Consider the following 20,112-nt stretch of genomic DNA (forward strand, 5'->3'; position numbering starts at 1 on the left):
CCTCGTCAGACGTGGGAACATGCGTCCAGGCACGGCACCTGGCATTTATCGAGTTGTTAATCAGTGACTGATGAGGGTTTTAGCCGTTCCTTTTTTATGACTTCCGGTCGTGTTATTGCCAAATCGAAGGTTGAATGCGGAATAAATGCTAATAACCTCTATACGGACAGGCTAAAATGCGCGCCCGGCTAACCGCTGATCCCATTCCAACGCGCCCCACAAGGTTCGCTACGTGATCGAGTTTCAAAACGTCCATAAAACCTACCGCGTCGCCGGTAAGGATATTCCCGCCCTGCACCCGACCAGTCTGACGATTGAGAACGGTCAGGTCTTCGGCCTGATCGGTCATTCCGGTGCGGGGAAAAGTACCCTGCTGCGTTTGATCAATCGCCTGGAGAATTCCACTGGCGGCAAGATCATCGTCGACGGCGAAGAAATCACCGCGCTCGACGCCAATGGCCTGCGCCGTTTCCGTCAGCAGGTCGGGATGATTTTCCAGCACTTCAACCTGCTGGCTTCCAAGACCGTGGCCGACAACGTCGCGTTGCCGCTGACCCTGGCCGGCGAGCTGTCGCGCAGCGAGATCGACCAGCGCGTGGCCGAGTTGCTGGCGCGGGTGGGGCTGTCCGACCATGCGAAGAAATACCCGGCGCAGTTGTCCGGTGGCCAGAAGCAGCGTGTCGGCATCGCCCGCGCCCTGGCAACCAAGCCGAAGATCCTGCTGTGCGATGAGGCCACCAGCGCCCTCGACCCGCAGACCACCGCATCCGTCCTGCAATTGCTGGCCGAGATCAACCGTGAGCTGAAGCTGACCATCGTGCTGATCACCCACGAAATGGACGTGATCCGTCGCGTCTGCGACCAGGTGGGGGTGATGGACGCCGGCGTGATCGTCGAGCAGGGTTCGGTGGCCGAAGTGTTCCTGCATCCCAAGCACCCGACCACCAAGCGTTTTGTCCAGGAAGACGAGCAGATCGACGAAGGCGAGCAGCGCGACGATTTCGCTCATGTGCCGGGTCGCATCGTACGCCTGACCTTCCAGGGCGAAGCGACCTACGCGCCGTTGCTGGGTACCGTCGCGCGGGAAACCGGCGTGGACTACAGCATCCTGGCCGGTCGTATCGACCGCATCAAAGACATCCCTTACGGGCAACTGACCCTGGCGGTCACCGGCGGCGACATGGAGGCGGCGTTTGCCCGCTTCACCGCGGCTGACGTCCACATGGAGGTGCTGCGCTGATGGAAGCCCTGACAAGTTTCTTCGCCAATATCGACTGGTTCGAAATCTGGCTGGCCACCGGCGACACCCTGCTGATGCTCGGCGGTTCGCTGCTGTTCACCGTACTGCTGGGCCTGCCGTTGGGCGTGCTGCTGTTCCTGTGCAGCCCGCGCCAATTGCTCGAAGCCAAAGGCATTTACGCGATGTTGTCGCTGGTGGTGAACATCCTGCGTTCGCTGCCCTTCATCATCCTGTTGATCGTGATGATCCCGTTCACCGTGTTGATCACCGGCACCTCGCTGGGTGTCGCCGGTGCGATTCCGCCGCTGGTGGTGGGGGCCACGCCGTTCTTCGCGCGCCTGGTGGAAACCGCCCTGCGTGAAGTGGACCGCGGCATCATCGAAGCGACCCAGTCCATGGGCGCGACGACCCGTCAGATCATCACCAATGCCTTGCTGCCGGAAGCCCGTCCGGGCATCTTCGCGGCAATTACGGTGACAGCGATTACACTGGTTTCCTACACGGCGATGGCCGGCGTGGTGGGCGCGGGCGGCCTCGGCGACCTGGCGATCCGCTTCGGTTACCAGCGCTTCCAGACCGACGTGATGGTGGTCACCGTGGTGTTGTTGCTGGTACTGGTTCAAGTGTTGCAAACGGTTGGCGATAAGTTGGTCGTGCATTTCTCCCGCAAGTAAGCGGGTACTCAAGGAGTTAGCTGAATGAAAAAACTACTCGTCGCGTTCGCTGCCGTTGCAGCCTTTTCCGCCCACGCCGACACCCTGACCGTGGCGGCCACCCCGGTGCCGCACGCGGAGATCCTCGAATTCGTCAAGCCAGCCCTGGCCAAGGAAGGCGTGGACCTGAAGGTCAAAGTCTTCACCGACTACATTCAGCCGAACGTGCAGGTGGCCGAGAAACGCCTGGACGCCAACTTCTTCCAGCACCAGCCGTACCTCGATGAGTTCAACAAAGCCAAGGGCACCAACCTGGTGTCCGTGGCCGGCGTGCACCTGGAGCCGCTGGGCGCGTACTCCAGCAAGTACAAGAAGCTCGATGAACTGCCAAGCACTGCGACCGTGGTCATTCCCAACGACGCCACCAACGGCGGCCGTGCGCTGTTGCTGCTGGCCAAGGCTGGCGTGATCACCCTGAAGGACTCGAACAACATCCTGTCGACCGTCAAGGACATCACCGAGAACCCGAAGAACCTCAAGTTCCGTGAGCTGGAAGCCGCGACCATCCCGCGCGTGCTGACCCAGGTCGACCTGGCGCTGATCAACACCAACTACGCGCTGGAAGCCAAGCTCGATCCGTCCAAGGACGCGCTGGTCATCGAAGGCAGCGACTCGCCGTACGTGAACATCCTGGTCGCCCGTCCTGACGACAAGGACAGCGAAGACATGAAGAAGCTGGTCGCCGCGCTGCACAGCCCGGAAGTGAAAGCCTTCATCGTCGAGAAGTACAAGGGTGCCGTGGTGCCTGCGTTCTGATTGCCGAGCCGTAACAAAAAAGGGGCGCATTGAATGCGCCCCTTTTTTGTGCCTGCAATACAGACCTCCTGTAGGAGCGAGCATGCTCGCGATGGACGTGAACGATGACGCTGGAGGTCTGATGCCCAGCGGTGTTCTGAAGTCCATCGCGAGCGTGCTCGCTCCTACAGGGGGAGATGTATTGCTTACTTACGCTCCAACATCACCGGCAACTGCGCCACCAGCTTCTGGTTGTTCAGCGGGGCGCGGATGAAGCCGCGTTGCTTGCCGTCCGGGCCGATCACCGCGAGATTGCCGCTGTGGTCCACGGTGTAGTTCGGCTTGCTGGTGTCGGCTGGAATGAACGGGATGCTCACGGCGTTGGCCAGTTTCTGGATGTCGTCCACCGAGGCCGGGGTCAGGCCCTGGAACTGCGGGTCGAAGTAGCCCAGGTACTGCTTGAGCTGCTTGGGCGTGTCACGGTTGGGGTCGACGCTGACCAGGATGATCTGCAGTTTGCTCACTGCCTCTGGTGGTAATTCGCTCTTGATCTGGCGCAGTTGCGCGAGGGTGGTCGGGCAGATGTCCGGGCAGAAGGTGTAACCCAGGAACAGCAGCGACCACTTGCCCTCCAGCTCGTTGACCGCCACCGGTTTGCCGTCCTGATCGGTCATGGTCACGTCAGGCAAGGTGCGGCTCTGCGGCAACAGGATGATCCCGGCGTCGATCAACGCCGTGGGGTCACCCTGGCCTTTGCTCGACAGCACTTTATTGATGGTCAGGCCCATGACCAGCGCGATCAGGGCGACGAGGATGAAGACGGTTTTCTGGGTTCGAGTCATAGGTTCAACAGTAGGTAGTGGTCTACGAGTAGCGCGATAAACAGCAGGAACAAGTAGTAAATAGAGTACTTGAACGTGTTGATCGCCGCGTGCGGTCGAGTGCCACGGTACAACACGACGGCCCATTGCAGAAACCTCGCGCCCAGGCCCAGCGCACAAATCAGGTAGAGCATGCCGCTCATGTGGATCACATAGGGCATCAGGCTGACCGCCAGCAGGGCGAAGGTGTACAGCAGGATGTGAATCTTGGTGTAGTGCTCGCCATGGGTGACCGGCAGCATCGGAATGTCGGCCTTGGCGTATTCCTCCTTGCGGTGAATGGCCAGGGCCCAGAAGTGCGGTGGGGTCCAGGCGAAGATGATCAGCACCAGCAGCAACGGTTCGGCGCTGATGTGGCCGGTGGCGGCGGTCCAGCCCAGCAGTGGCGGTGCGGCTCCGGCCAGGCCGCCGATGACGATGTTCTGCGGCGTCGCACGCTTCAGAAAACCGGTGTAGATCACCGCGTAGCCGAGCAGGGAGGCGAGGGTCAGCCAGGCGGTGAGCGCGTTGGTGAAGGCCAGCAGCAACGCCTGGCCCGACAACGCCAGGATCAGCGCGAAGGTCAACGCCGCCGTCGGGGAAACCCGGCCTTCGGCCAAGGGGCGCTTGTGGGTCCGGGCCATCACGGCGTCGATCCGTCGGTCCACCACATGGTTGACCGCCGCGGCGCCGCCGGCACACAGGGCGATGCCCAGGTTGCCGAAGACCAGCACGGTCCATGGCACCCCGGCGCGGGTCGCGAGGAACATGCCCACCAGCGAAGTGATGAGCATCAGCACCACCACTTTCGGCTTGGTCAGTTCCAGATAATCACGCCAGATCGCCTGGCTGTGTCGTGCGCCAGTCAGAGTCGCCATGGCATCTCTCCTTTTATTGTAATGGGCGCGGCGCAGTGTTTACGCGGGCTGAAGCGCCAGCGCTCGAAGGCTGGCTGCTTGACCCGGACCAGGCTGGTGCGCGCGTGGTAATTGACCAGCACCAGGGTCAGCAACAGCGCTGCGCCCCCGGCGTTGTGGGCGACGGCCACCGGCAGCGGCAGGTGAAACAGCACGTTGCTGATGCCCAGGGTGATCTGCGTGGCCAGCGCGATCAGCACCAGCGCGGCCAGGCGTGTCATGCCGACGACCTTCAACTGCCAGGCCAGCCCCAACAGCACCAGGGTGACCAGCAAGGCGCCGATGCGGTGAGTCAGGTGAATCGCCGTGCGTGCGTCGCTGTCCAGTTGCCCGCCCAGGTAGTTGGGGCCGATGTGCTGGGTCAGGTGGAAACCGTTGGCGAAATCGGCCGGTGGCAGCCATTGGCCGTGACAGGTGGGAAAGTCGATGCAGGCCACGGCGGCATAATTGGAACTGACCCAACCCCCCAGCGCGATTTGCAGGATCACCAGCAACAACCCGGCGGTCGCCCAGTATTGCAGGCGCCGGGGCACGGTCAGCGCCGGCAGTACGCCGGACAGGCGCAAGGTCAGCAGAAAGAGCAGGCTCAACGTGGCGAAACCACCGAGCAGATGCCCGGTGACCACCTGCGGCCACAGCTTGAGCGTCACCGTCCACATGCCGAACGCGGCCTGGGCAATCACCACGGCCAACAGAAACAACGGCAGCTTCAGCGGTTGTCCCGGATGGCGGCGATTGACCCAGGCACGCCCCGCCAGCACCGAGATCAGCAGCCCCAGCGTACCGGCGAAGTAGCGGTGAATCATCTCGTTCCAGCCCTTGTGCGCTTCCACGGGCGAGTCGGGAAAATGCAGCTCGGCGTGGGCCAGTTGGGCTTCGCTTTTCGGCACGCTGATAAAGCCATAGCAGCCGGGCCAGTCCGGGCAGCCGAGGCCGGCGTGGGTCAGGCGGGTGTAGGCGCCGAGCAGCACCACGACCAGCGCCAGCAGGGTGGCAAACAGCGCGAGGCGAAATCCAGGTTTGGCCATGACGATGCCCTTATCCGATGTTCGACAGTTTCAGCAGATGGCGCAGGTCGTTGAGCAGATCCTTGCCTTTCACCGTCGGGTCATAGCGCAACACCAGGTTGCCGTGCGGGTCGATGATCCACAGTTGCGGCATGCTCTGGTCGCCGGTGGTTTTGCTGAACGTGGTCAGGTCCATGGGGTAGCGTTGCAACTGCGGGTATTCGCGGCCGAGCTTGGCCTCATAGTCGCTGTTGAGCGGTTGCGCGGCGGCCAGTGCATGGCTGGCGCGCGAGGCGTCGCGACCCAGGCCGATCTGAATCTGCCGTGCCAGATACACCAGTTGCTGGCAGTCCACGGAGCAGTCCTTCGGCGCAGTCACCAACAATTGCCAGCGTTCGTCCTGCGCCTGCACTCCGAGGTCGGCGCGGGTCTGACCGTTGCCGATCAGTTCGCCGTGATAGCTGCGTCCATCTGGCACCCAGAACTGCAATTTGTACATGCCGGTCGCCAGGATCATCGGCCCGATCACCCCCAGCAGGATCAACAACAACTGCACGCGACCCTTGCGCCGGTTCACCGGTCCTTTTGCCTCAGACATGCTGGGTGGATTCATGGCCGCTCCCATGGTGTTTCTCCTTTGCGTTGTGCCAGCCGAGGTAGATGTAGAGGCCGAACAGGGCGATCGCCATGGCGAACCACTGCACGGCATAGGCGATGTGTTTCTCCGGGCCGGTGGCGATCACCGGCCAGTCGGCCTGGTAGGACGCAGGGCCGCTTTCTTCACGTAACTCGTAGGCGAACCCTTCACGGTCCAGCGCAGCCCAGAGCTTGGGCGGATCGACGACGGTCACCAGTTCCGGCCAGGTGTTGGTCGTCGGGTCGGCGTGCAATTGGAAAGCCGCGCCGGGCGGAACGTAGACCCAGGCCTCGAGGTTCTGCGGCTGGGCAGGTGTGGTGAACTGCGGCGGCGTACGGCGATCCGGCCACGGCACCCAGCCACGATTGACCAGCAACCACAACCCGGTGGCCTGGTCCTGGAAGGGTTGCAGTATTTCCACGCCGACCTTGCCATCGCGCTGGCGGTTATCCAGCAGCAGGCTGTGGGCGGCGTCGAATTGTCCATGCAGGCGCACCCGGCGGAAGGCCGGGTCGGGACTGTGTTGCAGCTCGACGCTGGCCATCGGGACGCTGGCGCGACGCTCGGTGTAGGTGTGCAGCAACGCGGTTTTTTCGGCGCCGCGACTCAGCTGCCAGAAGCCGAGCGACACCAGCAGCGGCAACAGCAGCGCCACCACCACCGTCGGTACGACACCCGGCCGGAAGCGCTTCATGGCGTGGCCAGAAAGTCGTTGGTCGCGATAGCTATACTCAACTGCATCGCCTTTCCCCCCGGAGGTTCCCCATGCTCAAGGCAGCTATCGTCCTGATGCTGATTGCCACGGTTGTCAGCCTGTTCAGCGGCCTGTTTTTTCTGGTCAAGGACGACAGCAGCTCGCACCGCCTGGTCATTGCCTTGAGTGTTCGTGTGGCCCTGGCCGCCATCACCGTCGGCTTGATCGCCTGGGGCTTTTTCAGCGGTCAGTTGGTGTCCCACGTTTCGTGGTAGCTACGAGCTACGAGCTGCAAGCGCTTCAACCTTGAGGCTTGCAGCTCGAAGCTCGCAGCTGCTGTCAAAGCACATAAACGAAAACGAACAGGCCGATCCACACCACGTCCACGAAGTGCCAATACCAGCTCGCCGCCTCGAAACCGAACTGATGCTCGTTGTCGAAGTGCCCGCGCAGGATGCGCATCAGCATCACGAACAAGATGATGGTACCGATGGTCACGTGCGCACCGTGAAAGCCGGTGAGCATGAAGAACGTCGCGCCATAGATGCCCGAACCCAGGGTCAGGCCCAGTTCGTTATAGGCATGCAGGTATTCCTCCGCCTGGAAGCCAAGGAATGCGCAGCCGAGCAGCACGGTGATCGCCAGCCACAGTTTCAGTGCGCCACGATGGCCTTTTTTCAACGCGTGGTGGGCGATCGTCAGCGTGATGCTGGAACTGACCAGCAGCACGGTATTGAGCAGTGGCAGGCCCCAGGGGCTGATGACTTCCTTGGGCGGCGGAAACAGTTTGGAGTCCGGGTTGTTCAGCAGCGGCCAGGTGAACTCGAAACCCGGCCAGAGCATATGGGCCAGGCCTTTGCTGCCCTCGCCACCCAGGGCGGGCCCGGACACATGGCGAATATAGAAAAGCGCTCCGAAGAAGGCGATGAAGAACATGACTTCGGAGAAAATGAACCAGCTCATGCCCCAGCGAAATGAGCGATCCATCTGCGCGCTATACAGGCCCGCGCGACTTTCCTTCACCACCGTACCGAACCAGCCGAACAGCATGTAGGCGAGCAGCAGGCCACCGACGAAAAAGATCAGTGGGCCGTGGGATTCCGGCCGGGCGGCCTTCAGGTCGTTGAACCAGGTCGCCAGGCCGTACACGGTGACGAACATGCCGACCGTGGCAATGATCGGCCACTTGCTCTGGGCCGGTACGTAATAGTGCTCATGAGTTGCCATTTATTGTTCTCCTTATCGGGCACGCTCAACCGCCAGTGTTTACGGCTACCGGTGGATGTCGGGCGGTGATATCGAACAGCGTGTAGGACAGCGTCAGGTGCTTCACATCCTTGGGCATGTCACGGTCAACGATGAAACGTACCGGCATCTCGATCCGTTGACCGGGCTGCAGCACTTGCTGGGTAAAGCAGAAACATTCGGTCTTGTGGAAATACGCCGCCGCGGCGCTCGGCGCGATGCTGGGCACGGCCTGGGCACTCATCGGGTGGTCGGTGGGGTTGTGCGCGATGAAGATCATCTCGTTCACCGCCCCGGGGTTGGTCGTCAGCTCATCCTGTTTGGGGTAGAAATCCCAGGACATGTCAGCGGAATTGGTCGACAGGAACTGCACGCGTACCTGCCGCGAAGCATCGACGATCTGCTCCCCTTCGTACTGCCCGGCGGTTTTGCCGTTGATACCGAAGACCTTGCACATCACGTCGTAGATCGGCACCAGGGCAAACCCGAAGACAAACATCGCCACCACCACCAGCAGCAGGCGGGTGACCAGTTTTTTCAGCGAAATCGAGTCAGCCATGATCAGAAATCCCTGTAGGAGCGGGCTTGCCCGCGATGGCGGCGTATCTGGCACACCGCGTCAGCTTCATCGCAGGCAAGCCAGCTCCCACAGAGGTTAATGTCAGGCAGTCAATGTTCATTTCACTTCCGGCGGCGTGGTGAAGGTGTGATACGGCGCCGGCGACGGGATGTTCCACTCCAGGCCTTCGGCCCCATCCCACGGTTTGGCCGGTGCTGGCGGGCCGCCGCGAATGGTCTTGATCACGATGAACAGGAAGAAGATCTGCGTGGTGCCGAACATGAACGCACCGATCGACGACACCATGTTGAAGTCGGCGAATTGCAGGTTGTAATCCGGGATCCGCCGCGGCATGCCCGCAAGGCCGACGAAGTGCATCGGGAAGAACGCCATGTTCATGCCGATGAACGAGAGCCAGAAATGCAGCTTGCCCAGGGTTTCGTCGTACATGTGCCCGGTCCACTTCGGCATCCAGTAGTAGGCCGACGCGAAGATCCCGAAGATCGCCCCCGGCACCAGCACATAGTGGAAGTGCGCGACCACGAAGTAGGTGTCCTGGTACTGGAAGTCGGCGGGGGCGATGGCCAGCATCAGCCCGGAAAAGCCGCCGATGGAGAACAGGATCACGAACGCCACCGCGAACAGCATCGGTGTCTCGAAGGTCAGCGAACCCTGCCACATGGTGCTGGCCCAGTTGAACACCTTCACGCCGGTCGGTACGGCAATCAGCAACGTGGCGTACATGAAGAACAACTCGCCCACCAGCGGAATGCCGACCACGAACATGTGGTGCGCCCAGACGATGAACGACAGGAAGGCGATGCTCGCCGTCGCGTAGACCATCGAGGTGTAGCCGAACAGCGGCTTGCGCGAGAAGGTCGGAATGATCGAGCTGACGGCGCCGAACGCCGGCAGGATCATGATGTACACCTCGGGGTGACCGAAGAACCAGAACACATGCTGGAACAGAACGGGGTCACCGCCACCGGCGGCACTGAAGAAACTGGTGCCGAAGTGGATGTCCATCAGCATCATCGTCACGCACCCGGCCAGCACCGGCATCACCGCGATCAGCAGGAACGCGGTGATCAGCCAGGTCCAGACGAACAGCGGCATTTTCATCAGCGTCATGCCGGGGGCGCGCAGGTTGAGGATGGTGGCGATCACGTTGATCGCACCCATGATCGAACTGATCCCCATCAGGTGGATGGCGAAGATGAAGAACGTCACGCTTTCCGGCGCGTAGGTCGTCGACAACGGTGCGTAGAAGGTCCAGCCGAAATTCGGCCCGCCCCCCGGCATGAACAGCGTCGACACCAGCAACAGGAATGCCGCCGGCAACAGCCAGAAACTGAAGTTGTTCATCCGTGGCAGGGCCATGTCCGGTGCGCCGATCATCAGCGGCACCATCCAGTTGGCCAGGCCGACGAAGGCCGGCATCACCGCACCGAAGACCATCACCAGGCCATGCATGGTGGTCATCTGGTTGAAGAATTCCGGCTGGACGATTTGCAGCCCCGGCTGGAACAGTTCGGCGCGAATCACCATCGCGAACGAACCGCCGAGCAGGAACATGGAAAACGCGAACCACAGGTACAGGGTGCCAATGTCCTTGTGGTTGGTGGTCAGCACCCAGCGCATCAGGCCTTTGGCGGGGCCGTGGGCGTGGTCGGCATGACCATGGTCATCGATGACGGCGCTCATGGCTTGTCTCCTGCGAACAGTTGGGCTGGGCAGGTCAGGGCGCGTTGCCCCGACCGGTTACCTGGATGTGCAATAGACCGGGTCATTTGCTTTCCGCCTGTTTCAGCTCCAGCACTTCCTTGGGAGTGACCATGTCGCCCTTGTTGTTGCCCCAGGCGTTACGTTCGTAGGTCACCACCGCCGCGATATCGACTTCCGAGAGCTGCTTGCCGAACGCCGCCATTGCGGTGCCGGGCTTGCCGTGGAAGACGATGCTCAGATGGGCATCTTTCGGTCCGGTCGCGATTTTCGAGCCTTTGAGTGCCGGGAACATCGGCGGCAGGCCCTGGCCTTCGGCCTGGTGACAGGCCACGCAAGTGGTGTGGTAGACCTTGTCGCCGCGCTCCTTGAGTTCGTCGAGGGTCCATTCCTTGGTGGTCAGCTCCTTGAGCTGCGCCGCTTCGGCCTTGCGTTCGCCCAGCCACTTGTCGTAATCGGCCTTTTCCTTGACCTCGACCACGATCGGCATGAAGCCATGGTCCTTGCCGCACAACTCGGCGCACTGGCCACGGTAAATGCCCGGCTTGTCGATGCGGGTCCAGGCTTCGTTGACGAAACCGGGGATCGCGTCGCGCTTGACCGCGAAGGCCGGCACCCACCAGGAGTGGATGACGTCGGCGGAGGTAACGAGGAAGCGCACCTTGGCGCCAATCGGCAGCACCAGCGGCTTGTCGACCTCCAGCAGGTAGTGTTCGCCCTTGGCTTCCTTGTTGTGGATCTGCTCGGCGGGCGTGGCCAGGTTGCTGAAGAACTCGACGTCCTGGCCCAGGTATTTGTAGTGCCACTTCCACTGATAGCCGGTGATCTGGATGTCGATATCCGGCTCACTGGCGTCGTACATCTTGATCAGGGTGGCCGTCGCGGGAACCGCCATCGCCACCAGGATCAGGAACGGCACGATGGTCCAGAGGATTTCGACGGTGGTACTTTCATGGAATTTTGCGGCCACCTGCCCGGTCGAGCGGCGGTGGAGGATCATCGACCAGAACATGGCGCCGAAGACGATGATGCCGATCACTACACAAATCCAGAAAATGGTCATGTGCAGGTCAAACACAGCGTGACTGATTTCAGTCGCTCCAGGCGCCATATTCACAGTCCAGGCGGCGTGTGCCGGACTGAAAATCGACCACAACAGGAGGCCCATCCAGACTTGTGGATGTCGCATCATTGCGGGTTCCCCTTATCGTTCTTGTTATCCCGCCGGCTTTCACCTGCGGCAAGGGAGCGGCTGCATCAGACTACGAACTTGAATCGCCGGGCCTTGCTGCGTGGGCAGTCGGGCGTCATCAGCTAACTCCATTCAAATCCGAGTATAGACAGCGAGTGCGACCTCGCAATGTGGGGGCGTAAATCATCTGAAACAGCTGGGACTTGCGTTCAAGGTCCCGGATGGAGAAGGATGCAGACGAGTGGTGGCAAATGGTTATAACTATGCCGTCTCAAGGGTGAAACAATTATGACAAATGCGTCTTAAGCGTTTTCGTGAGCCAGCTAAGTTATGTCTTCCCTATTTCATTGCCTTTGTTTCCTGGAGTTTTCATGAACACCGCCGCATTGCGCGAGCAGATCCAAAAAGCCCAACAACACGAAGCCGATACCGGCCTGCTGACCCGTCAGCTGGAAAGCAAACTGCCTCAACTGCATCCCTCGATCCAATTGCCGGAGGCGGATGCCCAGGGCGTGCTGACCCGTTTTGTCGCCGCCTACATTGATGAGGTGCCTGATCTGCTGGATGCAGCCAATGAAGTCGCCAGGGAAGCGGGCATCGAGTCGCAGATCAAACCGGTGCTGAAAATCGCCGAACAGTACTTCCTCCAGCCGCCGGGCATCATGGCGGGCCACGTCGGGCTCGACAGCCTGCTGGACGAGGCCTACCTGGCGCATCGGTTCGTCGAAGAGGTCAACGACCTGTACATCAAGCATTTTGGCCAGCCACTGATCCCCCTGGACATGACTGTCGCCAACCTCATCGCCCACCAATTGATCGGTGAGGCATTTGCCAACCAGCTGGATGAAGTGGTGCACCACGCGGTGGACAACATGCTCGACGACGAAAGCTTCGCGCTGGAGTCGGTGGAAGCCTACCGTGAAAAACTCAGCAGCCCGGACACCGGCGCCGCCTGGAAGCGCTGGCCGTGCATGTCGCGCCGTTTGGGTGTGGGGCTTGAGCTGGATCAGACTGCCGTCTGATCAAACGCACAAAACTGTGGGAGCGAGCCTGCTCGCGATAGCGTCATATCAATCGACATCAATGTTGAATGATCAATCGCCATCGCGAGCAGGCTCGCTCCCACAGAGACCACAGGGTGTCGTTATCCCGCCGAACCGACGCCGACCGTAGTCCGCACACGCCCCTCCAACCTGCGTTTCAACCCCCGCGACTCAATCAACAACCTCGACCCCTTGGCCGCATTGGCCCGTCCCCATTCTTCCAGCAACTCCAGGCACGAGTGATCGATGTAGCTCAGGTTGTTGAGCGGCACATGCACCCGCGCACCCGCCGGGATGGTGCCCAGCACCTGCGTCAACGCCGGCACCTTGAGAAAGGTCGCCGCACCCACCAGGCGCAACTCCATTTCACCGTCGCCGGGCAAGTCGATCAGGCTGATCTTCAAGCGCGAAGCCCTCAGTGCCAGTTTCACCAGGGTCAGGCCGAAGCCGATCAACACGCCGGTCAACAAGTCGGTGAAGATGATCGCCAGCGCCGTGGCGGCGTAGGTGAACATCGGCATCCGCCCATAACGGCCCAGGCCGCGGAACACCTTGAGGTCCACCAGCTTGAAGCCGGTGTAGACCAGCACCCCCGCCAGGCTCGCCACCGGGATGCTTTGCAGCAGGCTCGACAGCAGCAACACGAACGCCAGCAGCCACAGGCCGTGGAATATCGTCGAAAACCGGGTGGAGGCACCGGCCTGAACGTTGGCCGAACTGCGTACGATCACCCCGGTCATGGGCAATGCGCCCACCAGGCCGCAGAGCATGTTGCCGACACCCTGGGCCGACAGTTCCCGGTCGAAATCCGAGCGCTGGCCGCTGTGCATGCGGTCCACTGCGGCGGCGGACAGCAAGGTTTCGGCACTGGCAATGAAGGCGACGGCGAGGGCCGCGACCAGCAGGGTCGGGTCGGCGAGGTTGAGCAGGTCCGCAGGCTTCAGCCAGTCGATGGCCTCTGCGAGATTGGCCGGGACTTCCACCCGCTTGACCTGCAAGGCGAGGATCAGGCTGGCAGCAGTGGCCAACCCGACACCCAGCAAGGCACCGGGAATGAAACGCAGGGTGTGAGGACGAAATTTCTCCCACAGCCACATCACGGCAATCGTCGACAACCCGAGCAGACCGGCCTGCCAGCCCATGGACGGCAGCGCCTGAACGACGGCCCCCGGAAAGGCTGCGAGGTTATCCAGCCCGGACGCTTGCGGCGCGGCATCGAGCATCACGTGCACCTGCGACAGCACGATCAGCACGCCAATCCCGGCGAGCATGCCGTACACCACGGCTGGCGCCGTCACCCGGAACCAGCAGCCCAGCTTGAGGCGCCCGGCCACCAGTTGCAGAAAGCCAGCCAGCAACAGAATCGGCCCGAGCATGGCGATACCGTGCTGGCGCACCAGTTCGAACACCAGCACCGCCAAACCGGCGGCGGGGCCACTGACTTGCAAGGGTGAACCGGCGAGCCAACCCACCACCAGCCCGCCGATGATGCCGGTGATCAGGCCCTTGGCCGGAGGTAGCCCGGAGGCGATGGCGATGCCCATGCACAGGGGCAGGGCGACCAGGAACACAACCACCGAAGCCAACAGCTCCCGTGGCAGAACAGCTTTGAGTTGCGCTGCACGCATGGTGATTCTCCCCGAAGTTTTCTTCAGGCGTGGCAAGGCCAGACCGCTGAAACAGCGGCCGGCGTCAAACCACACGGATTTTTAGGAGGCGTTAGAAGCGCGCTTTGGGCGTCGCCACCGGAATCGGTCGGCTACCATCGAGCGGCAGGAAGTCACCCTGTTCCGCGTCGTAGGCTTTGATCTTGCTGGTTTCGATGTCGTAGACCCAGCCATGGATGAACAGTTGACCGTTCGCCATGCGCGAGGCTACCGAGGGATGGGTACGCAAGTGCTGCAGTTGGGCGATGACGTTTTCCTCGGTGAGGACATGCATCGTCTCTTTTTCGTCGGTGCAGTTGCAGTTGTCGTGCACCATGGTCTTGGCCACTTCGGCATGTTGCAGCCAGGCTTTTACCGTGGGCATCTTTTCCAGGCTGGCGGGGTTGAGTACCGCGCGCATGGCACCGCAATCGGAGTGGCCGCAAATGATGATGTGCTGCACGCCCAGCGCCAGTACCGCGTATTCGATGGCCGTGGAAACACCACCATTCATCTGCCCGTAGGGCGGCACGACGTTGCCGACGTTACGCGTGACGAACAGGTCGCCCGGCGAGCTGTGGGTGATGAGCTCGGGCACGATGCGCGAGTCGGCGCAGGTGATGAACATCGCCCGCGGTGATTGCGCCGTGGCGAGTTTCTTGAACAGTTCTTCCTGCTGCGGAAAAACCTCGTGATGAAAATGCAAAAAGCCGTCAACGATATGTTGCAGCGCTGCATCGGCGGTTTCCGCCTCAGGAGGGGCCGAAGCCGATGCAGCCAGAGGCTGTTTATCCTTGTCACTCATGAAGTCTTCCTCATTGGCGGAGTCAGGGAATTTTCCCGTTTTGTCCGGTGTGAAGCCAGTGGCTGTTTAAAAAACGTCCAGGCGAGAAATCTCGACCCGTCAGTCACTCGATGAACAAGGTAGCCGCCGAAACTTAACTCAAACTGAATCAAGGGCTCTAGAACGTGCGTTCCAGATCACGGTAAAGGTGACCGGGCTGAAATTTTCGCGCGTTCCCACTCATAAACCATAGGCCAATTGTCCTCAAATCAGCGACATCTGGCGACCCGGCGGACAAAAGGCCGTGCAGTCCAGATTGAACCCCTCCCGCCGGTTCAGCCCCAGTCGCTTGATGGTCTTGGCAAAACGTTGTGCCAGCAGGTCGGCAAACGGCCCTTCGCCACGCATCCGGCTGCCGAACCGACTGTCGTAGAGCTCACCGCCCCGGCTCTGGCGGATCAGGCTCAACACATGGGTGGCTCGCTGGGGATAGTGGGCTGCCAGCCATTCCTCGAACAACGGTGCCACTTCCAGCGGCAGGCGCAACATCATGTACGCCGCGCTTTGCGCTCCCGCCGCGTGGGCTTCGGTCAGCAGGCTTTCCAGTTCACAGTCGTTGATCATTGGGATCATCGGCGAACACAGCACGCCCACGGGGATGCCGGCCTCGCGCATCACGCGGATCGCCCGCAGCCGCGCCTTGGGAGCGGCGGCACGGGGTTCAAGGATGCGTTTGAGTTCATCGTCCAGGGTGGTGAGGCTGATCATCACCGCCACCAGGCGTTGCTCGGCGAGTTCGGCCAGCAGATCCAGGTCCCGCAGGATCAACGAGCCCTTGGTGATGATCGTCACCGGGTGACGGTAACGCAGCAGCACTTCGAGGGTCTTGCGGGTGATCCGGTGTTCGCGTTCGATCGGCTGATAGGGGTCGGTGTTGGAGCCCAGATTGATCGGTGCGCATTGATAACCGCGTTTGCTCAGTTGCTCCTCGAGCACGTCGGCGGCGTTGCTCTTGGCGATCAGTCGCGTTTCGAAATCCAGCCCTGGCGACAGGTCCCAATAGGCATGGCTGGGCCGCGCGTAGCAATAGATGCAACCGTGTTCGCAGCCTCGGTAGGGATTGATCGAGCGGTCAAAGGGCAGGTCAGGGGAATTGTTGCGGGTGATGATGGTTTTTGCCGTCTCGATTCGCACTTCGGTGCCCTGGGTCAGCGGGGCTTCCTGATACCAGCCGTCGTCCTGCGCCACCGAACGGTTCGGCGCAAAGCGGTTATGCGGGCTGGTGGCGGTGCCGCGACCGCGGGGAGGTAGAGGCGTGTTCATCGGGTAACACTCTTATCTGTATATGCATACAGTATCGGAGGCTTCGTGAATCGGCCAGTGCCGTTCGGCGTTCCGGTCGATATCCGAGCGTCAAGCGACCTCGTTAGTTGTCAGCGTTGCAACTGCGGGAAACATAAAGCGAGTAGCTGGAAAGTTAGGTTGATCAGTAGTATCCAACTTGCACGAAGTTCCGTGTTCTTACTAATCAAATGGAATTTGAAAATGTCTTTCTTTAATCAGCGTGGCATCTTTTTACAACTATTAGCGCCCAGCGCAACGAATCCTCTGGAAGCACAAGTTTCCATGCAGTTTGCTCGCAAGGAGTCCATTTGGAACCCTGATACTGAAGAGGTCAGGGAGACGCTCGAAGATAACGTTTACGTGACGGCGATCTCCGACGATGGCGGCCGTTCCTTCAATATCAAGACCCTCAAGAGTGATGTCGACGGTGACGGCGACATTGATAATGACGACAAGCAAAAGCTGCTGGCCCTGGCGGCGGCTTATTCGGCCATCGTCAACCCTTGATGGTGTTATTGAGCGGGCCTGTATGAAGTTTATACAGGCTCGCTTTCAAGTAAGCGCGACAGCGTTTTACTGTTCACGATCTTTTGACAGGACGCTAACAGTCCTTTGACTGCCCGCGACTCAATATGGCGTCGTCATCCCTCTACGGTCGCCCAGTATGTCTTCACGTTTCATTCCCGCGATGTGCCTGTCGCTGGTTGCCTTGTTCAACCTGACGTCTGCCTTCGCTGACGACACGGACGTGTCCCACCCCTCGGAGTGGGCGCAGCCTGTCGAGGTTCGCTACAACCTTTTCCAGATGTCCCCGACCCTCTACCGCAGCGCATTGCCAGACGGTGCAGCGGTCCCGTTACTGGAAAAGCTCGGCATTGCCACGGTGATCACCTTCTTGCCGGAGTCCGACTCGAATTGGCTGGCAAAGCCCGGCATCGAGCGCGTGCAGTTGCCTTACCGGACCAATCATGTGGACGATGCCGACGTCATCAAGGCTTTGCGCGCCATCCAGACCGCCGAGACCAAGGGGCCGGCGCTGATGCACTGCAAGCATGGTTCGGACCGTACCGGCCTGATGGCTGCCATGTATCGAGTGGTCGTGCAGGGTTGGAGCAAGGAAGATGCCCTGAGCGAAATGACCCAGGGCGGCTTTGGCGACAACAAGCACTTCAAGGACAGCATTCGCTACATGATGCAGGCCGATGTCGACAAGTTACGCACGGCACTGGCCAATGGCGATTGCAGCACCAGCCCGTTCGCCGCGTGTTCGATGAAGAACTGGTTCAAGTCTGCCCACGTCGAGTGAACAGCGCCTCCCACGGCCTTGCGCCGTGGGAGGTGATGACGACACTCAGTGCTGTTCGTCAGGCTTTTTCTTGAGCTTGGGATTGGGGAAAAACTGCACCGCCTGAACCTTGGCGTCCGGCGCCTTCAGGGCCGTCACGTTGACCCGCGTCCCCAATTCCTTGGGCACCGAAAGCCCTTGTTCATTGAGGGTATCGGCGTAACCGCAGGCCACGCATTCGCGATGCGGCGTGTCGTCCTCGCTCCACATCACCAGTTTGTCCGGCTCGCTGCACGCCGGGCAGACCGCCCCGGCGATGAAGCGTTTTTTCGTCTTCACAGGCACCTCACTCATGCTGCTGCGTCCTCACTCAGGCCGCTGTGGCGCAAGAGTGCGTCAATCGACGGGGCACGGCCACGGAAGTCGACGAACAGCACCATCGGCTCCTGCGAACCGCCGCGCGCCAGGATCGCCTCACGGAATGCGCGACCGGTGTCGGCGTTGAGCACGCCTTCTTCTTCGAACTTGGAGAAGGCGTCGGCCGACAGCACTTCGGCCCACTTGTAGCTGTAGTAACCGGCCGCGTAACCGCCAGCGAAGATGTGCGCGAAGCTGTTGGGGAAGCGGTTGTAAGCCGGCGGACGCATCACCGAGACCTCGTCGCGCACGCCTTCGAGCACTTGCAGCACGCTGCGGCCATCGCCGTGGGTGGCGTGCAGCTCGAAGTCGAACAGCGAGAACTCGATCTGGCGCACCATCATCAGGCCGGACTGGAAGTTCTTCGCCGCGAGCATCTTGCCCAGCAGGTCCTGTGGCAGCGGTTCGCCGGTTTCATAGTGACCGGAGATCAGCGCCAGGCCTTCGGGCTCCCAGCACCAGTTTTCCATGAACTGGCTCGGCAGCTCGACCGCATCCCATGCCACGCCATTTATGCCGGACACGCCCGCGTGTTCGACGCGGGTCAGCAGGTGGTGCAGGCCGTGGCCGAATTCGTGGAACAGGGTGGTGACTTCATCGTGGGTCAGCAGCGCAGGCTTGCCGCTGTCGGCCGGGGTGAAGTTGCACACCAGGTTAGCCACCGGGCTCTGCAGCACGCCGCCAGCAGTGCGGCGACGGTCGCGGGCGCCGTCCATCCAGGCACCGCCGCGCTTGTTGGCGCGGGCGTACAGGTCGAAGAAGAAGCGGCCGACGTGCTGGCCGTTTTCCTTGATTTCAAACAGGCGCACATCCGGGTGCCAGGTGTCGAAGCCGGTCTGCTCGGTGATTTCGATGCCGTACAGGCGTTGCACGATGGCGAACAGGCCGCCCAGCACCTTGTCGATCGGGAAGTAGGCGCGCAGGGCTTCCTGGGCCACGCTGTAACGCTGCTCACGCAGTTTTTCACCGTAGAAACCGCTGTCCCAGCTTTGCAAGTCCGGGCAGCCCTGTTCGGCGGCGTAGGCCTTGAGCTGTTGCAGGTCCTGAGCAGCGAACGGTTTGCTGCGCTTGGCCAGGTCGCGCAGGAAGCTGAGCACCTGGTCACTGGATTCGGCCATCTTGGTCGCCAGGCTCAGTTCGGAGAAGCTGGCGAAACCCAGCAGCCTGGCCAGTTCCTGGCGCAGGTCGAGGATCTCTTCCATGACCGGGCCGTTGTCGTTCTGGCCGGCATTCGGACCCTGGTCCGACGCACGGGTGCAGTAGGCGGCGTAGACTTCTTCACGCAGGGCACGGTCCTGGGCGTAGGTCATCACCGCGTAGTAGCTGGGGAATTCCAGTGTGATCAAAAAGCCTTCCAGGCCCTTGGCCTGGGCCGCGGCAGCCATTTGTGCCTTGGCCGAATCGGTGAGGCCGGCCAGGGCGGCTTCGTCGGTGACGTGCTTGGTCCAGGCCTGGGTAGCGTCGAGCAACTGGTTGGAGAAGCGGCTGCCCAGCTCGGAAAGCTTGCTCTGCACTTCGGCATAACGCTTCTGCTCGGCTTCCGGCAGGTCGATACCCGACAGGCGGAAGTCACGCAGCGAGTGCTCCAGGATGGTTTTTTGCGCAACGTCGAAACCGGCGGCTTCGGGGCTGTTGGCCAGGGCTTCGAAGGCCTGGAACAGCTCGCGGTTCTGGCCCATTTCCGTGGAGTAGGCGCTCAATGCCGGCAGGCAGGACTCGTAGGCTTCGCGCAGTTCGGCGCTGTTGCACACCGCGTTCAGGTGGCTCACCGGGCTCCAGGCGGCGCCCAGGCGATCGTTGAGTTCGTCCATCGCCAGCACCAGGCCAGCCCAGGTCGGTTGTTTGCCCTGGGTTTTGAGAATCTCGATAATTGCGGCGCGGTTGTCAGCCAGGATCTGTTCAATGGCCGGTTGCACGTGTTCGGCACGGATCGCGGAGAACGGCGGCAGGTCGTAGGACTGCAAAAGAGGGTTGTTCACGCTCACAGTTGACACCTTGGCTGGAAGAAACATGCAGCCATCTTAATTACAATCGACGCTCACCGCAGCTATCAGCGACAGAGAGAAACACTA

The 20,112-nt window shown here is 61.1% G+C and carries 21 protein-coding genes; 7 read left to right on the plus strand and 14 right to left on the minus strand.

Annotation, left to right across the window (positions count from 1 at the left end; translation table 11 throughout):
• Positions 1 to 232: 232 nt before the first annotated feature.
• From ABVN20_RS14345 to ABVN20_RS14355, 3 genes are read left to right on the plus strand one after another with little or no spacing between them, the layout of a single operon-like run.
• Positions 233 to 1,240 carry a methionine ABC transporter ATP-binding protein gene (locus ABVN20_RS14345; protein WP_368556382.1) on the plus strand — a complete coding sequence of 336 codons (1,008 nt, stop codon included), beginning with the start codon at positions 233 to 235 and terminating at the stop codon, positions 1,238 to 1,240.
• Positions 1,240 to 1,914 (plus strand): methionine ABC transporter permease, encoded by a 675-nt coding sequence (locus ABVN20_RS14350; RefSeq protein ID WP_368556383.1) that lies wholly within the window; start codon positions 1,240 to 1,242, stop codon positions 1,912 to 1,914. The genes ABVN20_RS14345 and ABVN20_RS14350 overlap by 1 nt, the downstream gene beginning before the upstream one ends.
• A 24-nt stretch (positions 1,915 to 1,938) precedes the next feature.
• Positions 1,939 to 2,709, plus strand: a complete 771-nt coding sequence (locus ABVN20_RS14355; RefSeq protein WP_175375757.1) for a MetQ/NlpA family ABC transporter substrate-binding protein — start codon at positions 1,939 to 1,941, stop codon at positions 2,707 to 2,709.
• 185 nt (positions 2,710 to 2,894) lie between these two features.
• Here the strand turns inward: ABVN20_RS14355 and ABVN20_RS14360 are convergent, their stop codons facing one another.
• Genes ABVN20_RS14360 through ABVN20_RS14380 form a run of 5 tightly spaced genes read right to left on the minus strand, consistent with a single transcriptional unit; the run spans position 2,895 to position 6,803 of the window.
• The gene (locus tag ABVN20_RS14360) at positions 2,895 to 3,530 is read right to left on the minus strand and encodes an SCO family protein (protein ID WP_368556384.1); all 636 of its coding nucleotides are present in this window, start codon (positions 3,528 to 3,530) and stop codon (positions 2,895 to 2,897) included.
• Positions 3,527 to 4,426, minus strand: a complete 900-nt coding sequence (gene cyoE, locus ABVN20_RS14365; RefSeq protein ID WP_368556385.1) for a heme o synthase — start codon at positions 4,424 to 4,426, stop codon at positions 3,527 to 3,529. Before cyoE ends, ABVN20_RS14360 begins: the two co-directional genes overlap by 4 nt.
• Positions 4,414 to 5,493 (minus strand): heme A synthase, encoded by a 1,080-nt coding sequence (locus tag ABVN20_RS14370; protein ID WP_368556386.1) that lies wholly within the window; start codon positions 5,491 to 5,493, stop codon positions 4,414 to 4,416. The genes cyoE and ABVN20_RS14370 overlap by 13 nt, the downstream gene beginning before the upstream one ends.
• 10 nt (positions 5,494 to 5,503) lie before the next feature.
• Positions 5,504 to 6,097 (minus strand): hypothetical protein, encoded by a 594-nt coding sequence (locus ABVN20_RS14375; protein ID WP_368556387.1) that lies wholly within the window; start codon positions 6,095 to 6,097, stop codon positions 5,504 to 5,506.
• Positions 6,063 to 6,803, minus strand: a complete 741-nt coding sequence (locus ABVN20_RS14380; RefSeq protein ID WP_368556388.1) for an SURF1 family protein — start codon at positions 6,801 to 6,803, stop codon at positions 6,063 to 6,065. Before ABVN20_RS14380 ends, ABVN20_RS14375 begins: the two co-directional genes overlap by 35 nt.
• Positions 6,804 to 6,874: 71 nt before the next feature.
• Here ABVN20_RS14380 and ABVN20_RS14385 point away from each other — a divergent pair, with 71 nt between their 5' ends.
• Complete coding sequence (locus ABVN20_RS14385) at positions 6,875 to 7,078, plus strand: twin transmembrane helix small protein (protein WP_368556389.1); 204 nt, start codon at positions 6,875 to 6,877, stop codon at positions 7,076 to 7,078.
• A gap of 64 nt (positions 7,079 to 7,142) precedes the next feature.
• Here the strand turns inward: ABVN20_RS14385 and ABVN20_RS14390 are convergent, their stop codons facing one another.
• From ABVN20_RS14390 to coxB, 4 genes are all read right to left on the minus strand, one after another.
• A complete protein-coding gene (locus ABVN20_RS14390; RefSeq protein ID WP_368556390.1) occupies positions 7,143 to 8,030 on the minus strand; it encodes a cytochrome c oxidase subunit 3 in 888 nt (295 codons plus the stop codon).
• A gap of 25 nt (positions 8,031 to 8,055) precedes the next feature.
• Positions 8,056 to 8,607: a cytochrome c oxidase assembly protein gene (locus ABVN20_RS14395; protein WP_368556391.1), complete on the minus strand. Its 552-nt coding sequence runs from the start codon at positions 8,605 to 8,607 to the stop codon at positions 8,056 to 8,058.
• A gap of 117 nt (positions 8,608 to 8,724) precedes the next feature.
• A complete protein-coding gene (gene ctaD / locus ABVN20_RS14400; protein WP_368556392.1) occupies positions 8,725 to 10,311 on the minus strand; it encodes a cytochrome c oxidase subunit I in 1,587 nt (528 codons plus the stop codon).
• Between the two features lie 82 nt (positions 10,312 to 10,393).
• Entirely contained in the window at positions 10,394 to 11,521 is a 1,128-nt protein-coding gene (gene coxB, locus ABVN20_RS14405) for a cytochrome c oxidase subunit II (protein ID WP_368556393.1), read from the minus strand.
• A gap of 371 nt (positions 11,522 to 11,892) precedes the next feature.
• Between coxB and ABVN20_RS14410 the strand changes: the two genes are divergently transcribed.
• Positions 11,893 to 12,543: a hypothetical protein gene (locus tag ABVN20_RS14410; protein ID WP_368556394.1), complete on the plus strand. Its 651-nt coding sequence runs from the start codon at positions 11,893 to 11,895 to the stop codon at positions 12,541 to 12,543.
• 122 nt (positions 12,544 to 12,665) lie between these two features.
• On the opposite strand, the gene ABVN20_RS14415 is transcribed toward ABVN20_RS14410, so the two are convergent.
• The 3 genes from ABVN20_RS14415 to ABVN20_RS14425 form a co-directional block, all read right to left on the minus strand.
• Entirely contained in the window at positions 12,666 to 14,192 is a 1,527-nt protein-coding gene (locus ABVN20_RS14415) for a SulP family inorganic anion transporter (RefSeq protein ID WP_368556395.1), read from the minus strand.
• Positions 14,193 to 14,283: 91 nt separating this feature from the next.
• Positions 14,284 to 15,015: a carbonic anhydrase gene (locus ABVN20_RS14420; protein WP_368556396.1), complete on the minus strand. Its 732-nt coding sequence runs from the start codon at positions 15,013 to 15,015 to the stop codon at positions 14,284 to 14,286.
• A gap of 243 nt (positions 15,016 to 15,258) precedes the next feature.
• Positions 15,259 to 16,317, minus strand: a complete 1,059-nt coding sequence (locus tag ABVN20_RS14425) for a PA0069 family radical SAM protein (RefSeq protein WP_368556397.1) — start codon at positions 16,315 to 16,317, stop codon at positions 15,259 to 15,261.
• Between the two features lie 222 nt (positions 16,318 to 16,539).
• Between ABVN20_RS14425 and ABVN20_RS14430 the strand changes: the two genes are divergently transcribed.
• Entirely contained in the window at positions 16,540 to 16,845 is a 306-nt protein-coding gene (locus ABVN20_RS14430; RefSeq protein WP_368556398.1) for a hypothetical protein, read from the plus strand.
• Between the two features lie 157 nt (positions 16,846 to 17,002).
• On the plus strand, positions 17,003 to 17,644 hold the full coding sequence (locus tag ABVN20_RS14435) for a tyrosine-protein phosphatase (RefSeq protein ID WP_368556399.1): 642 nt from the start codon (positions 17,003 to 17,005) through the stop codon (positions 17,642 to 17,644).
• A gap of 45 nt (positions 17,645 to 17,689) precedes the next feature.
• Here ABVN20_RS14435 and ABVN20_RS14440 read toward each other — a convergent pair whose 3' ends face one another.
• Together ABVN20_RS14440 and prlC are read right to left on the minus strand one after the other, a co-directional pair.
• On the minus strand, positions 17,690 to 17,977 hold the full coding sequence (locus ABVN20_RS14440; protein ID WP_368556400.1) for a YheV family putative zinc ribbon protein: 288 nt from the start codon (positions 17,975 to 17,977) through the stop codon (positions 17,690 to 17,692).
• Complete coding sequence (gene prlC, locus ABVN20_RS14445; RefSeq protein ID WP_368556401.1) at positions 17,974 to 20,052, minus strand: oligopeptidase A; 2,079 nt, start codon at positions 20,050 to 20,052, stop codon at positions 17,974 to 17,976. Before prlC ends, ABVN20_RS14440 begins: the two co-directional genes overlap by 4 nt.
• Positions 20,053 to 20,112 lie beyond the last annotated feature (60 nt).

Origin of the sequence: Pseudomonas sp. MYb118, assembly GCF_040947875.1 — a bacterium.
Taxonomy (GTDB): Bacteria; Pseudomonadota; Gammaproteobacteria; order Pseudomonadales; family Pseudomonadaceae; genus Aquipseudomonas.

Excerpts from the sequence above, each read along its gene's own strand:
- ABVN20_RS14350 (WP_368556383.1), top strand. The coding sequence starts at position 1,240 with ATGGAAGCCCTGACAAGTTTCTTCGCCAATATCGACTGGTTCGAAATC.
- ABVN20_RS14355 (WP_175375757.1), top strand. The coding sequence starts at position 1,939 with ATGAAAAAACTACTCGTCGCGTTCGCTGCCGTTGCAGCCTTTTCCGCC.
- ABVN20_RS14360 (WP_368556384.1), bottom strand. The coding sequence starts at position 3,530 with ATGACTCGAACCCAGAAAACCGTCTTCATCCTCGTCGCCCTGATCGCG.
- cyoE (WP_368556385.1), bottom strand. The coding sequence starts at position 4,426 with ATGGCGACTCTGACTGGCGCACGACACAGCCAGGCGATCTGGCGTGAT.
- ABVN20_RS14370 (WP_368556386.1), bottom strand. The coding sequence starts at position 5,493 with ATGGCCAAACCTGGATTTCGCCTCGCGCTGTTTGCCACCCTGCTGGCG.
- ABVN20_RS14375 (WP_368556387.1), bottom strand. The coding sequence starts at position 6,097 with ATGGGAGCGGCCATGAATCCACCCAGCATGTCTGAGGCAAAAGGACCG.
- ABVN20_RS14380 (WP_368556388.1), bottom strand. The coding sequence starts at position 6,803 with ATGAAGCGCTTCCGGCCGGGTGTCGTACCGACGGTGGTGGTGGCGCTG.
- ABVN20_RS14385 (WP_368556389.1), top strand. The coding sequence starts at position 6,875 with ATGCTCAAGGCAGCTATCGTCCTGATGCTGATTGCCACGGTTGTCAGC.
- ABVN20_RS14390 (WP_368556390.1), bottom strand. The coding sequence starts at position 8,030 with ATGGCAACTCATGAGCACTATTACGTACCGGCCCAGAGCAAGTGGCCG.
- ABVN20_RS14395 (WP_368556391.1), bottom strand. The coding sequence starts at position 8,607 with ATGGCTGACTCGATTTCGCTGAAAAAACTGGTCACCCGCCTGCTGCTG.
- ctaD (WP_368556392.1), bottom strand. The coding sequence starts at position 10,311 with ATGAGCGCCGTCATCGATGACCATGGTCATGCCGACCACGCCCACGGC.
- coxB (WP_368556393.1), bottom strand. The coding sequence starts at position 11,521 with ATGATGCGACATCCACAAGTCTGGATGGGCCTCCTGTTGTGGTCGATT.
- ABVN20_RS14410 (WP_368556394.1), top strand. The coding sequence starts at position 11,893 with ATGAACACCGCCGCATTGCGCGAGCAGATCCAAAAAGCCCAACAACAC.
- ABVN20_RS14415 (WP_368556395.1), bottom strand. The coding sequence starts at position 14,192 with ATGCGTGCAGCGCAACTCAAAGCTGTTCTGCCACGGGAGCTGTTGGCT.
- ABVN20_RS14420 (WP_368556396.1), bottom strand. The coding sequence starts at position 15,015 with ATGAGTGACAAGGATAAACAGCCTCTGGCTGCATCGGCTTCGGCCCCT.
- ABVN20_RS14425 (WP_368556397.1), bottom strand. The coding sequence starts at position 16,317 with ATGAACACGCCTCTACCTCCCCGCGGTCGCGGCACCGCCACCAGCCCG.
- ABVN20_RS14430 (WP_368556398.1), top strand. The coding sequence starts at position 16,540 with ATGTCTTTCTTTAATCAGCGTGGCATCTTTTTACAACTATTAGCGCCC.
- ABVN20_RS14435 (WP_368556399.1), top strand. The coding sequence starts at position 17,003 with ATGTCTTCACGTTTCATTCCCGCGATGTGCCTGTCGCTGGTTGCCTTG.
- ABVN20_RS14440 (WP_368556400.1), bottom strand. The coding sequence starts at position 17,977 with ATGAGTGAGGTGCCTGTGAAGACGAAAAAACGCTTCATCGCCGGGGCG.
- prlC (WP_368556401.1), bottom strand. The coding sequence starts at position 20,052 with ATGTTTCTTCCAGCCAAGGTGTCAACTGTGAGCGTGAACAACCCTCTT.